10 protein-coding genes and 1 pseudogene are annotated in these 13,827 nt (G+C 71.8%); 8 read left to right on the top strand and 3 right to left on the bottom strand.

Translation table 11 applies throughout. The features are described 5' to 3' along the window. Window positions 1-803, bottom strand: a pseudogene (locus AC27L3_RS29290) (PucR family transcriptional regulator); the annotation flags it as partial. 179 nt (window positions 804-982) lie between these two features. Here AC27L3_RS29290 and AC27L3_RS29285 point away from each other — a divergent pair. From AC27L3_RS29285 to AC27L3_RS29275, 3 genes are all read left to right on the top strand, one after another. Continuing rightward, on the top strand, window positions 983-1,909 hold the full coding sequence (locus AC27L3_RS29285; protein ID WP_487237080.1) for a proline dehydrogenase family protein: 927 nt from the start codon (window positions 983-985) through the stop codon (window positions 1,907-1,909). A gap of 43 nt (window positions 1,910-1,952) precedes the next feature. Then, entirely contained in the window at window positions 1,953-3,584 is a 1,632-nt protein-coding gene (gene pruA, locus AC27L3_RS29280; protein ID WP_487237079.1) for an L-glutamate gamma-semialdehyde dehydrogenase, read from the top strand. Window positions 3,585-3,868: 284 nt separating this feature from the next. Further along, window positions 3,869-4,009 carry a hypothetical protein gene (locus AC27L3_RS29275; RefSeq protein ID WP_344435859.1) on the top strand — a complete coding sequence of 47 codons (141 nt, stop codon included), beginning with the start codon at window positions 3,869-3,871 and terminating at the stop codon, window positions 4,007-4,009. A 117-nt stretch (window positions 4,010-4,126) separates the two neighbouring features. Here the strand turns inward: AC27L3_RS29275 and AC27L3_RS29270 are convergent, their stop codons facing one another. Next, window positions 4,127-5,767, bottom strand: coding sequence for a purple acid phosphatase family protein (locus AC27L3_RS29270; RefSeq protein ID WP_487237078.1), 1,641 nt, complete (start codon window positions 5,765-5,767; stop codon window positions 4,127-4,129). A 153-nt stretch (window positions 5,768-5,920) separates the two neighbouring features. Between AC27L3_RS29270 and AC27L3_RS29265 the strand changes: the two genes are divergently transcribed. The 4 genes from AC27L3_RS29265 (at window position 5,921) to cimA (ending at window position 11,621) form a co-directional block, all read left to right on the top strand. Further along, on the top strand, window positions 5,921-6,988 hold the full coding sequence (locus tag AC27L3_RS29265) for a 3-isopropylmalate dehydrogenase (RefSeq protein ID WP_487237077.1): 1,068 nt from the start codon (window positions 5,921-5,923) through the stop codon (window positions 6,986-6,988). 194 nt (window positions 6,989-7,182) lie between these two features. Beyond that, window positions 7,183-8,268, top strand: coding sequence for a branched-chain amino acid aminotransferase (locus AC27L3_RS29260; protein WP_487237076.1), 1,086 nt, complete (start codon window positions 7,183-7,185; stop codon window positions 8,266-8,268). Between the two features lie 114 nt (window positions 8,269-8,382). After that, window positions 8,383-9,705 (top strand): MFS transporter, encoded by a 1,323-nt coding sequence (locus AC27L3_RS29255; RefSeq protein ID WP_487237075.1) that lies wholly within the window; start codon window positions 8,383-8,385, stop codon window positions 9,703-9,705. A 281-nt stretch (window positions 9,706-9,986) separates the two neighbouring features. Beyond that, window positions 9,987-11,621 (top strand): citramalate synthase, encoded by a 1,635-nt coding sequence (gene cimA / locus AC27L3_RS29250; RefSeq protein WP_487237074.1) that lies wholly within the window; start codon window positions 9,987-9,989, stop codon window positions 11,619-11,621. Window positions 11,622-11,642: 21 nt separating this feature from the next. On the opposite strand, the gene AC27L3_RS29245 is transcribed toward cimA, so the two are convergent. Next, the gene (locus AC27L3_RS29245) at window positions 11,643-12,287 is read right to left on the bottom strand and encodes a TetR/AcrR family transcriptional regulator (protein ID WP_487237073.1); all 645 of its coding nucleotides are present in this window, start codon (window positions 12,285-12,287) and stop codon (window positions 11,643-11,645) included. Between the two features lie 85 nt (window positions 12,288-12,372). Between AC27L3_RS29245 and AC27L3_RS29240 the strand changes: the two genes are divergently transcribed. Further along, the coding region (locus AC27L3_RS29240) for an FAD-dependent monooxygenase (RefSeq protein WP_487237072.1) at window positions 12,373-13,827 on the top strand (1,455 nt) is incomplete at its 3' end.

The raw sequence follows: 13,827 nt of genomic DNA, 5'->3' as shown, positions 1-13,827 counted from the left end.
CGATCTCGCGGCGAGCGCAGCAGCCGGTCCGCCGCGGTCAGGGCCGGGGCGGGGGAGGAGACGGCCCGCAGCCGCACCAGCGCGGCCAGCGCCGCCGAGCCGTCCGGCAGCGCCTCCGGCACCGCGCACAGCGCCGCCACGCCGGACTGGGCGGCCAGCGCGGACCCCGTGCCCTCCGCCCCGGGCGGCTCGTCCCCGCCCGCGCCCTCGCCCGCGCGCCAGGGCGTGACCGCCACCACCGCCAGCGGTCCGTCGGCCGCCGCGCCCAGCGCCGCGCGCAGCGCCCCGGCCGCCGCCTCGCGCGCGGCCGGCCGGGCGGTCAGCAGCTCCCGCAGCAGCTCGCCCAGCTCCGCGCCGGAGCGGGCCTCGGCCGCCAGCAGCGCCCCGATCCGCGCCGCGGTCTCCATCGCCTGGGCCAGCCGGGGATCGGCGAACGGCTCGGCGAGATCCAGCTCGGTCAGGTGCCCGTCGTCCAGCAGCCACACATAGCCGTGCACCACGCCGCCGTGCCGCACCGGCAGGCAGATGCGGCCCTTGAAGACGCCCGCGGCGGGGTCCGGCGGGATGCGCAGCGGCGCCTGGGCCCGGGCGATGCCGAACGCCTCGAACCACGCCCGTACCGCCGCCGTCGACCGCCGCTGCAGGATCGAGCGCGTGCGCACCGGGTCCATCGTCAGCTCGAGATCGTCGTCCCCGCCGTGCGCGCCGAAGGCGATCAGGCCGAAGTCGCGGTCCTCCAGGGTCGCCGGAGCGCCCAGGGCCGCCGAGATCTCGTCCACGAGCTGCTGATACTCGCCACGCATGCCGCGCCGCGCTCCTTTCTCCATTCGTCGGTCATCATTGTCATACAGATGTCTGAGATGCCGGCCACGAATGCGTGACAGCTGTCGATGGCCGTCAATATGGCGTGAACCCTACGTTTCACGATGAGTTTCTTATGCCGTCCCCCCAGGTGGGAACGGCCGTCATCGTGGAGGTGCCCGTGCTGGGTCCCGTGATCCTCGCTGCGTCGCGCAGCGACAAGATGCGCCGCTTCGTCTCGGCTGCCCCGGGCACCAAGCAGGTCGTCGACCGCTTCATCGCGGGCGAGACCGTCGACCAGGTCATTCCCGTCGTCGAGGACGCCGCGGCCAAGGGCCTCGAGGTCACCCTCGACGTGGTGGGCGAGGACATCACCACCGTCGAGCAGTCCTACGCCGCGCGCGACGCCTATCTGGAGCTGATCGGGCGCCTGAAGGAGCTGGGCCTCGGCACCCGCGCCGAGATGTCCGTCAAGCTGTCGATGTTCGGCCAGTCCCTGGAGGGCGGCCACGAGCTCGCCCTGGCCAACGTCCGCCCCGTCGTCGAGGCCGCCGCCGCCATCGGCACGACGGTTACGCTGGACGCCGAGGACCACACCACCCTCGACTCGATGTTCGCCATCCACGAGGAGCTGCGGAAGGACTTCCCCGACACCGGCTGCGTCATCCAGGCGTACCTGTTCCGCACCGAGGACGACGCCCGCCGCCTGGCCGAGGCCGGCAGCCGCGTGCGCATCGTCAAGGGCGCCTACAAGGAGCCCGCCTCGGTCGCGTACCAGGACAAGGCCGAGATCGACAAGGCGTTCGTCCGCATCCTCAAGATCCTGATGGCGGGCAAGGGCTACCCGATGATCGGCTCGCACGACCCGCGGCTGATCGCCATCACCAAGGAGCTGGCCCGCCAGGCCGGCCGCGCCATGGACGAGTACGAGTTCCAGATGCTCTACGGCATCCGCAGCGACGAGCACCTGCACCTGGCTGCCGAAGGCCACCGCATGCGCGTCTACACGGCCTACGGCACCGACTGGTACGGCTACTTCATGCGCCGTCTGGCCGAGAAGCCCGCCAACCTGATGTTCTTCGCCCGCTCGATCCTCACCAAGGGCTGAGCCTCCCCCCGACCCCCGTAACCCGTTAGGAGACATGGCACCCATGGACGCTGTGACCCAGGTCCCCGCGCCGGTCAACGAGCCGGTGCACGGCTACGCCCCCGGTTCCGCCGAGCGCGCACGCCTCGAGGCCAAGCTCAAGGAGCTGGCCGCCAACCCGATCGACCTGCCGATGACCATCGGCGGCGTCAAGCGCATGGGCGGCGGCGAGCCGTTCCAGGTCGTCCAGCCGCACAACCACGCCGCCGTGCTGGGCACCTTCCGCCACGCCACGCAGCAGGACGCCCAGGACGCCATCGACGCCGCCCTGGCCGCCGCCCCGGCCTGGCGCGCGATGTCCTTCGACGACCGCGCCGCGATCATCCTGCGCGCCGCCGAGCTGCTGGCCGGCCCCTGGCGCGAGACGCTGGCCGCCTCCACCATGCTGGGCCAGTCCAAGACCGCCCAGCAGGCCGAGATCGACACCCCCTGCGAGCTCGTCGACTTCTGGCGCTTCAACGTCCACTTCGCCCGCCAGATCCTGGCCGAGCAGCCGGTCGCCAACTCCGCCGGCGTGTGGAACCGCAGCGACCACCGCCCGCTCGAGGGCTTCGTCTACGCGATCACGCCGTTCAACTTCACCGCCATCGCCGGCAACCTGCCGACCGCCCCGGCCCTCATGGGCAACGTGGTCGTCTGGAAGCCGTCCCCCACCCAGACCCACTCCGCCGTGCTGCTGATGCAGCTGCTGGAGGAGGCGGGCCTGCCCAAGGGCGTCATCAACCTGGTGACCGGCGACGGCATCGCCGTCTCCGAGGTGGCCCTGAACCACCCCGAGCTGGCCGGCATCCACTTCACCGGCTCGACCAAGACCTTCCAGTACCTGTGGAAGACGGTCGGCAACAACATCGACAAGTACAAGTCCTACCCGCGCCTGGTCGGCGAGACCGGCGGCAAGGACTTCGTCGTCGCCCACCCGAGCGCCGACCGCGCCGTGCTGAAGACCGCGCTGACCCGCGGCTCCTTCGAGTTCCAGGGCCAGAAGTGCTCGGCCTCCTCCCGTGCCTACATCCCGCGCTCGATCTGGGAGGACGGCTTCAAGGAGGAGTTCGCGGCCGAGGTCGACGGCATCACCATGGGTGACGTCACCGACCTGTCGCACTTCATCGGCGCCGTCATCGACGACCGCTCCTTCGCCAAGAACAAGGCCGCGATCGACCGCGCCAAGGCCGACCCGACCTGCACGATCGTCGCCGGCGGCACGTACGACGACTCGGTCGGCTACTTCGTGCGCCCGACCGTCATCGAGTGCACCGACCCGGAGAACGAGGTCTTCACGACCGAGTACTTCGGCCCGATCCTGGCCGTCCACGTCTACGAGGACGACCAGTACGACGCCATGCTGGAGCAGATGGAGTCGGTGTCCGCCTACGCGCTGACCGGCTCGGTCATCGCCGCGGACCGCGCCGCGGCCGCGCACACCATGGAGAAGCTGCGCTTCGCCGCCGGCAACTTCTACATCAACGACAAGTCGACCGGTGCGGTCGTCGGCCAGCAGCCCTTCGGCGGCGGCCGCGCGTCCGGCACCAACGACAAGGCCGGTGCCGCGACCAACCTCCTGCGCTGGGTCTCCACCCGGTCCATCAAGGAGACGCTGGTCCCCCCGACGGACTACCGCTACCCCCACATGGGCTGACATCCCCGTGAGCACCGCCCCCCGCCCCGGCCCCCCAGCCGGGGCGGGGGGCGGTTCCCTTTCGGCCCACCGGTCGTCTCAGATAGTAGGAAGTCCGAGTAATAGGCGGGACATCGCGCATGCCCTGCCTTAGCGTTGAGAACAGCCGAACGCCCGCTCCATCGAGCGATCCGCGGTCGCGGCCGCGTGCCACCGCGCAGGTGACCCCTGCGGCACCGCAGGCCCCCGCCCTGACGGCGCTTATCCCGCAATCCCCTCCAGGACTCGCGAAGGAGACGTGCCCCATGCCCGAGACCACCACCGCCCGCCGCCCCCGCCGCCGCACGACCGAGCGCGCCCAGCGCGAGGCCGACCGGATGAACGCCGCCGCCGCACTGCAGCGCGCCCTCGACCGCCGCGACAACGGCGGCGTCACCGGCCACTAGCGCCCCGTAGGGGCGCGAAGCACGGCACCTCACCTGCGGGCGCGCGGTGGCTTGTCGCGCAGTTCCCCGCGCCCCTTACGGGGCGCTGCGCGCCCGCAGACGCGCGTGCCGGTCCGGCTAGTGGGGGCGGGGCCGGCGGTCCTCCTCCGAGCGCACGATGTCGAAGTGGTCGATCCGGGCCCCGCTCTCGGCCAGCGCCGTCACGCGCATCCGCGGCCGGTGGCCCGGTTCGCACTCCACCGCGAGGAACGAGTAGCCGGTGTAGCGCACCCGCGACCACTCCACCTGCTCGGTGACCTTCTCCTTGCCCTTGCGCCAGTAGTAGCTGGACACGCTCTCCACGTCGTGGACGTGGCCCTCGTAGCTGTCCGGCACGGGGAAGTCGTACAGCGACTTGCCGGCCCCGCCCGCCGTGACGTACACGATGCCGTCGCGCACCGGGTCGGTCGTACCGCCGAGCGGCACCTTGCGCTGGACGCGCCGGTGCCGGACGGCGTCCGTGCGCTCGTAGACGTGGTTGTGGCCGTTGACGACCAGATCCACCGTGTACTTCTCGAACAGCGGCACCCACACGTCGCGCACGCCGCCGTCCGAGGCGTGGCCCTTGGTGGTGGAGAAGGCGCAGTGGTGGAAGAAGACCACGATGAAGTCGACGTCGTCGCGCTCGCGCAGCTCCCGCAGCCGCCGCTCCAGCCAGCGGGTCTGCCGCCCGCCGCTGTAGCCGGTGTTGGCGGTGATCTCGTACGAGACGTCGTTGGCGTCGAGGGCGACCACGCCGACGTTGCCGTGGACGAAGGAGTAGACGCCGGGGGAGTGCCGGGGGTCGAAGCCGTTGTCCGGCAGCGTCCAGCGGGCGCTCTGGCCGCCGTAGCCGTTGGGGGAGTACCAGGCCTCCATGTCGTGGTTGCCGGTCGTCACCATCCACGGCACCCGGGCGGCCACCGACTCGGTCTGGGCCAGGAACTGGTCCCACACGCGGGCGTCGTAGACGTCCCCCGGCTTGCCCGCCCCGCTGTCGTCGGCGTAGCAGATGTCGCCCGCGTGCAGGTGGAAGGCCGGGTTCTGGCCCAGGATCAGCTGGTCGTTGGCCAGTGCGTGGTAGCTGACGCCCTGGTCGCCGAAGGCGGTGAAGACGAACTTCTCCGGATGCGCCGGGGCGGTGCGGAAGGAGCCGACCGTGCCCAGGTGGCGGGCGTCGGCCGGGTCGAAGCCGTCGTGCCCGACGCCGTAGTAGTACGTCTGGCCGGGCAGGAGCCCGTCGAGGGCCGCGTGCAGGAAGACCTGGTCGACGGCGGGCAGCTTCTTGCTCAGCGGCGGGGTGTGCAGCGTGCGGACCTCGGCGGGGATCCGCCGGTCGAGCTCCCAGGGCTTCGGGCCCACCCGGACGAAGGGCCGCCGCACGGCGAAGGGCACCTGCCAGGAGATGCGCATCTGGGTGCGCGGGTCCGCGCCGAAGGCCAGGTGCCGGCCGAAGGGGGCCACGAGCGAGCCGTCCACCCGGCCTGTCGCGGGCGCGGTGATCAGGGTGGGGGCCGGTGCGGTCGGTGCGGTCGGCGCCGGCGTGGGCCCCGCCTGCCGTGCGACGGCGGCCCCCGCGCCCGTCGTCGTCAGCAGCCCGGTGCCCGCGAGCGCCCCCGTGGCCGCTCCCGCCCGCAGCAGGCCGCGTCTGGTGAACCTGGCGCGGAGGTACTCGTGCTGTTCGGCCATCGTCATCCGGCGCGCCAGCCGGTCGGGGATGCCTACGCGTGGTGTGTCCATGCCCGTGTCCATGTCCCGCACGGTGCCAGGAGCGGGAGGACGGGACACATATTTTCGGCGAAATTGAGGGAAAGACGCCTGTCCGGCTCGCACGCCGGTCCGCATTCTGGACGGTGCGTGTCATCAGGCGGGACAAGGAGTACGGTCCCTCCCATGTCCCGCAGCATTCGCCTCGCAGTGATCCCCGGTGACGGCATCGGCCCCGAAGTCGTGGCCCAGGGCCTCAAGGTCCTTGGCGCGGCGCTCCCTTCGGACGTCGAGCTCACGACCACCGAGTACGACCTCGGCGCCCGCCGCTGGCACGCCACCGGCGAGACGCTGCCCGACGCCGAGCTCGCCACGCTCGCCGAGCACGACGCGATCCTGCTGGGCGCGGTCGGCGACCCGTCGGTGCCCTCCGGCGTGCTGGAGCGCGGCCTGCTGCTCAAGCTGCGCTTCGCCTTCGACCACTACGTCAACCTGCGCCCCGCCCGGCTCCTGCCGGGCACCGCGACGCCGCTGGCGGGCGACCCGCACATCGACTTCGTCGTCGTCCGCGAGGGCACCGAGGGCCCCTACACCGGCAACGGCGGCTCCCTGCGCACCGGCACCCCGGCCGAGGTGGCCACCGAGGTCAGCGTCAACACCGCCTATGGCGTGGAGCGCGTCGTGCGCGACGCCTACGAGCGTGCGCAGGCCCGCCCGCGCAAGAAGCTCACCCTCGTGCACAAGAACAACGTCCTGGTGCACGCCGGGCACCTGTGGAAGAACGTCTTCGACGCCGTCGGCCGCGAATACCCCGAGGTCACCACCGACTACCTGCACGTCGACGCGGCGACGATCTTCTTCGTCACCCAGCCGGAGCGCTTCGACGTCATCGTCACCGACAACCTCTTCGGCGACATCATCACCGACCTGGCCGCGGCCGTGACCGGCGGCATCGGCCTGGCGGCCTCCGGCAACATCAACCCGGCGGGCACGTACCCCTCGATGTTCGAGCCCGTCCACGGCTCCGCGCCCGACATCGCCGGCAGCGGCAAGGCCGACCCCACCGCCACCGTGCTCTCCGTGGCGCTGCTGCTGCGCCACCTCGGCTACGAGGCGCAGGCCGCCCGCGTCGAGGACGCGGTCGCCGCGGACCTCGCCGCCCGCGACGGCGGCGTACGCAGCACCGACGAGGTGGGCGACGCGCTGGTCGCGCGCGTCACGGCCACCGCCCCCGGCGGGCCCGTACCGGCCTGACCCCGGCCGTTGCCGCAGCGCACGGCCGGGTGCCACCATCCCTACCGGCCGCGCGCACGTTTTCCGCGCGGCCCCTCACGAGCGATAATCGAACGAGGGGCCGCGACATGGCGAAGAAGCTCTTCAGTCCCCGGGCCCTCCATGGGGGCACAGTGAGCGCGGTCCGCCACACACGAGGTGAAGGACACGCATCCATGACGACGCCCACGATCGAGCTCAAGCCCTCCTCGCACCCGCTGCCCGAGGCGGAGCGCGAGCGCATCCTCGCCGCTCCCGGCTTCGGCCGGCACTTCACCGACCACATGGTGACCGTCAAGTGGACCGAGGGCCGCGGCTGGCACGACGCCCAGCTCGTGCCGTACGCCCCGCTGTCGATCGACCCGGCGAACATGACGCTGCACTACGCCCAGGCCATCTTCGAGGGGCTCAAGGCCTACCGGCAGCCCGACGGCTCCGTCGCCACCTTCCGCCCCGAGGAGAACGCCAAGCGCTTCGCGGCCTCCGCCCGCCGCCTGGCCATGCCCGAGCTGCCGGTCGAGACCTTCATCGAGGCATGCGACGTGCTGGTGCGCCAGGACAAGGAGTGGGTGCCCGCCTCCGGCGAGCAGTCGCTGTACCTGCGGCCGTTCATGTTCGCCACCGAGGTCGGCCTGGGCGTGCGTCCCTCGAACGAGTACCTCTTCGTCGTCATCGCCTCGCCCGCCGGCGCCTACTTCCCCGGCGGCGTGAAGCCGGTGTCGGTGTGGCTGTCCCAGGAGTACGTGCGCGCCGCTCCCGGCGGCACGGGCGCCGCCAAGTGCGCGGGCAACTACGCCGCCTCCCTCGTCGCCCAGGCCCAGGCCGCCGAGCACGGCTGCGACCAGGTCGTCTGGCTGGACGCCGTGGAGCGCAACTGGATCGAGGAGATGGGCGGGATGAACCTGTACTTCGTGTACGGCAACCGCATCGTCACCCCGAGCCTGACCGGCACCCTGCTGCCCGGCATCACCCGCGCCTCGCTGCTGCAGATCGCCGCCGACCTCGGCTACGAGGTCTCCGAGGGCCGCATCTCGGTCGACGACTGGAAGGACGGCAACGCCGACGGCACCCTCACCGAGGTCTTCGCCTGCGGCACCGCCGCCGTCATCACGCCGGTCGGCTCGGTGAAGTCCACCACCGGCAACTGGACGGTCGGCGACGGGCAGCCGGGCGAGGTGACCATGCGACTGCGCAAGGCCCTGCTGGACATCCAGACCGGCGCCGCCGAGGACACCCACGGCTGGATGCACCGCCTGGGCTGAGCCCTGGGGATCCGGCATCGCCACGGTCCCGCGTACGCAACGCACGCAAGTACGCGGGATCGTTGCCGGCCGGGCCCTTGTCGCCGCAGTGCCGTTCCAGCACCGTGATCGTCCATGGAACAGCACTGGAAGAAGATATGGATCGGCTCGGCCGGCAACATGGTCGAGTGGTTCGACTGGTTCGTCTACGCCAGTTTTGCCACGTACTTCGCGGGTTCCTTCTTCCCCGCGGGCAACGACACCGCCAAGCTCATGAACACCGCTGGCATCTTCGCCGTCGGCTTCTTCATGCGGCCCGTCGGCGGCTGGCTGCTCGGCAGGGTGGGCGACCGGCGCGGCCGCAAGGCGGCGCTCACCCTGACCGTCACCTTGATGTCGGCGTCCGCCGTGCTGATCGCCGTCGCCCCGACGTACGCGGTCGCCGGGTACGGCGGCGCGTTCGTACTGCTGGTGGCCCGGCTGCTGCAGGGGCTGTCGGTCGGCGGCGAGTACGCGGCCAGCGCCACCTATCTCACCGAGGCCTCGGCGCCCGGCCGGCGCGGCTTCGCCTCCAGCTTCCAGTACGTGTCGATGACGGCCGGCCAGCTGCTGGGCCTGGGGCTGCTGATCGTCCTGCAGCACACCCTCACCAGTGCCGAGCTGCACGACTGGGGCTGGCGCATCCCCTTCGTGGTGGGCGCGCTCGGCGCCGCGGTCATCTTCTACCTGCGGCGCTCGATGCTGGAGACGGACGCCTACGAGGCGAGCGGCGCCGAGGCGGACGAGGAGCGCGGCACCCTGCGCGCCCTGCTGCGCCACAAGCGCGAGGCGCTGCTGGTCATCGCCCTGACCATGGGCGGCACGGTCGCCTACTACACGTACACCACCTACCTGACGAAGTACCTGTCCAACTCCGCCGGGCTGCCCAAGCAGACGGCGACGCTGGTGAGCTTCTGCGCGCTGCTGGTCTTCGCCTGCCTGCAGCCGCTGGCCGGGGCACTGTCGGACCGCATCGGCCGGCGCCCGCTGCTGATCACCTTCGCGGTCGGGGCCACCTTCCTCACCGTGCCGATCATGACGATGCTCAGGCATGCCGGGTCCTTCTGGCCGGCGCTCGGCCTGTCCCTGCTGGCGCTGGTCGTGGTCACCGGCTACACGTCGATCAACGCGTGCGTGAAGGCCGAGCTCTTCCCCACGGGTGTGCGCTCCCTGGGCGTGGCGCTGCCGTACGCGATCGCCAACGCGCTCTTCGGCGGCACGGCGGAGTACGTGGCCCTGTGGTTCAAGAACAGCGGGAGGGAATCCGGCTTCTCCTGGTACGTGGCGGGCTGCGCCGCCGTGTCGCTGGTCGTCTACCTCACGATGCGCGAGACCCGGGACACCGATCTCACCCGGGTGGGACGGCGCGGCGAGGAGTCCGGGGAGAGCGGGGAGCCGACACGGGTGCCCGCATCGTGAGACCGTGCGGCACGGGCGGACCGGAACGTGCTTGGATGCCCTTCATGCTCTCGCTCGCCATGATTATGGGCAGCTAGCGCGCCGGTCCGCAGTGACCGTGGCACACCACCCGTGCGCCGCGGACACCGTCGTCCCAGACCCGCGCGCAGACCTCTCGCACCCGCGAGAGGTCTTTTCGTTTCCCGGCCACCCTCGCCGGGAGCGGGCAGCGTGCGGGACGATAGGGGGACGGTGGAACCGGTCATTCCGGTAGACCGAGATCGACAGGAGTCACACCAGCCATGTCAGCAACGACGGGCGCCACGGACGCCAACGACGCCACCGCCCTCCCCGACGACGGCTTCCACGTCTTCGACACGACCCTGCGCGACGGGGCCCAGCGCGAGGGCATCAACCTGACCGTGGCGGACAAGCTGACCATCGCCCGGCACCTCGACGACTTCGGGGTCGGCTTCATCGAGGGCGGCTGGCCCGGAGCCAACCCCCGGGACACCGAGTTCTTCCGCCGCGCCCGCCAGGAGATCGACTTCCGCCACGCCCGGCTGGTCGCCTTCGGCGCCACCCGCAGGGCCGGCGCCCGCGCCGAGGACGACCCCCAGGTCGCCGCCCTCCTCGACTCGCAGGCCCCCGTCGTCACGCTGGTCGCCAAGTCCCACGACCGCCACGTGGAACTCGCCCTGCGCACCACCCTCGACGAGAACCTCGCCATGATCCGCGACACCGTGCGGCACCTGCGCGCCCACGACCGCCGCGTCTTCGTCGACTGCGAGCACTTCTTCGACGGCTACCGCGCCAACCCCGGCTACGCCACCGAGGTCGTGCGCACCGCCCACGAGGCCGGCGCCGACGTCGTCGTCCTGTGCGACACCAACGGCGGCATGCTCCCCGCCCAGGTCGAGGCGGTGGTACGGACCGTGCGCGCCGACACCGGCGCCCGCCTGGGCATCCACGCCCAGGACGACACCGGCTGCGCGGTCGCCAACACCCTCGCCGCCGTCGACGCGGGCGCCACGCACGTGCAGTGCACCGCCAACGGCTACGGCGAGCGCGTCGGCAACGCCAACCTCTTCCCCGTCGTGGCCGCCCTGGAGCTGAAGTACGACCGGCGCGTCCTGCCGCCCGGCAAGCTGGCCGAGATGACCCGCATCTCCCACGCCATCGCCGAGGTCGTCAACCTCACCCCCGCCACCCACCAGCCCTACGTGGGCCTGTCCGCCTTCGCCCACAAGGCCGGACTGCACGCCTCGGCCATCAAGGTCGACCCCGACCTCTACCAGCACATCGACCCCGAGCGGGTCGGCAACACCATGCGGATGCTCGTCTCCGACATGGCCGGCCGCGCCTCCGTCGAGCTCAAGGGCAAGGAACTGGGCATCGACCTGGGCGGCGACCGCGAACTGATCGGCCGGATCGTCGCCCGCGTCAAGGAACGCGAGCTGGCCGGCTACAGCTACGAGGCCGCCGACGCCTCCTTCGAACTGCTGATGCGCGAGGAGGTCGAGGGCCGCACCCGCCGCTACTACCGGGTGGAGTCCTGGCGCGCCATCGTCGAGGACCGGCCCGACGGCACGCACGCCAACGAGGCGACCGTGAAACTGTGGGCCAAGGGCGAGCGCATCGTCGCCACCGCCGAGGGCAACGGCCCGGTCAACGCCCTCGACCGGGCCCTGCGCGGCGCGCTGGAGCGCATCTACCCGCAGCTCGCCTCGCTCAAGCTCACGGACTACAAGGTGCGCATCCTGGAGGGCAGCCTGGGCACGGGGTCGACCACCCGGGTGCTGGTCTCCACGAGCGACGAGAGCGGCGAGTGGTCCACGGTCGGTGTCGGCGAGAACGTCATCGCCGCCTCCTGGCAGGCCCTGGACGACGCCTACGCCTACGGGCTGCGGCGTGCGGGCGTCGAACCCAACGAGTGAGCGGCCGGGGGCGGAAGCCCGTCAGCGGCCGAGGGCCGACAGGCCCGAGCCCAGCAGGTCGAAGGCCCGGTCGGCGTCGGCGTGGGCCGTGTGCACCACGGCGCCGGTGAGACGGTCCGCCGTCAACCGGCGCCAGTTGGTGCGGGCCAGGACGTGGTGGACGGCGACGATCTGCGCCGCGGCCAGCTTCGCCGTCACCTCGTCCGCCGGCCCCGTCTCCACCAGCGCCTGCGCCAGCGCCCGCTCGTCCTCGGCGCTGTAGAGCATGAGCCGGGCCTGCAGGCTCGGGGTGGAGTAGAGCAGGTCGCGGTAGGCCAGCACCTCCGGTATGTCGCACAGGCCCGTGACCGGGTCGCGGGCGTCCAGGCGCTCGTGGAAGTGCGTGCGCAGCGCGGCCAGCGGCGCCTCGCCGGCGCAGCGCTCGCGCACGACGCGGGCCGCCTCGCCCTGGTGGTCGGAGATCCGGTGGAGGGCGAGGTCCTCCTTGGTGGGGAAGTAGCGGAAGAGCGTCGGCTTCGACACCTCCACCGCCGCCGCCACGTCCGCGACCGAGACCTCGTCGAACCCGCGCTTGAGGAACAGCTCGATCGCCGTGTCGGACAGCGCCTGGCGTGTGCGCTGCTTCTTCAGCTCCCGCAGGCCCGTCCCGGGTGTCTCCTCGCTCACGGGCCCACCCTAGCAGGAATCACCGTTACCCGGAATCTTTTGTTACTCGGTTGCATTTTCCGTCGGGCGGGTCTTTCATGGACCCATGACCGCCGTACTGATCACGGGCGCCGGCCCGACCGGGCTCACCCTCGCCATCACGCTCGCCCGCGCCGGAGTCCCCGTGCGCATCATCGACAAGTCCCCCGAGTTCCACCGCGGTTCGCGGGGCAAGGGGCTCAACCAGCGCAGCCGGGAGATCCTCGACGACCTCGGCGTGGGCGAGGCCGCTGCCGCCTTCGGCGCCGAGCACATCACCCTGCGCAAGTACCGTGGCGGCGTCGCCCTGGCCGACCACGTCTCCTCCGGCGACCGCGTCCCCACCCCCGATGTGCCGTACACCAGCGGCCTGCTCATCCCGCAGTGGCGCACCGAGGAGATCCTGCGCGCCAAGCTCGCCGAATACGGCGTCCAGGTCGAACTCGGCACCGAGCTGGTCGACTTCGCGCAGGACGAGCACGGGGTGACGGTCCGCCTCGCCGACGGGCGCAGCGTGTCGGCCTCCTACCTCGCCGCCTGCGACGGCGGCCGCAGCACGGTGCGCAAGGCCCTCGGCGTGTCCTTCGAGGGGCGGACCGAGGACGAGGAATGCATGATCATCGGTGATGTCCGCGCCGACGGCCTGGACCCGGCCTACTGGCACCAGTGGTTCGACGAGGACGGCGCCGTCATGCTCTGCCCCTTCCGCGGCGACGACCACTGGCAACTCCAGGCCGCCCCCGAACGCGACGCGCAGGGACAGCCCCTGCCCGCCTCCCTCGCCTCCTTCCAGCGCCTCTTCGAACGCCACGCCCGCGTCCCCGGAGTGCGCCTCACGGACGTGCGGTGGATGTCCACCTACCGCATCAACGTCCGCATGGCCGACCGCTTCCGCATCGGCCGCATCTTCCTCGCCGGCGACGCCGCCCACGTCCACTCCATCGCCGGCGGCATGGGCATGAACACCGGCATCCAGGACGCGTTCAACCTGGGCTGGAAGCTGGCACACGTGCTGACCGGCCAGGCGGGGGAAGGACTGCTCGACACGTACGAGGAGGAGCGGCTGCCGGTCGCCGCCTGGACGCTGAAACTGACGGACGAACGCCTGCAGGCGGTGCGGGAAGGAGTACGGCGGCCCGGCGTCGGAACGGAAGCGGTCGTCACGGACGACGTCACCACCCTCGGCGTGCACTACGACTGGAGCACGCTCGCCGGCGACGGCCCCCTGGCGGGCCACCGCGCACCGGACGCGCCCCTGGCGGACGGCGGCCGGCTCTTCGAGGCGTTCGCGGGGCCGCACTTCACGGTGCTGGACTTCGGGGCGGGGGCGGGGGCGGGCGCCGGGCTCGGGGAGGGGATACGCACCGTGCGGCTCGGCCCGACGGAGGAACACGCCCGAAGGGCGTACGGGATGGAGGGCCGGGCAGGGGTGGTGCTGGTGCGGCCGGACAACCACGTGGCACTGAGCGCCGAGGACGCGTCGGCGATAGCCGCGTACCTCGGAGCCCTGCGGGCGGCCGCG

The sequence above is a fragment of the Streptomyces sp. PKA51 genome (genome assembly GCF_057552455.1).
Note: the sequence above shows the minus strand (reverse complement) of the source record. Positions and strands in the feature narration are given on the sequence as shown.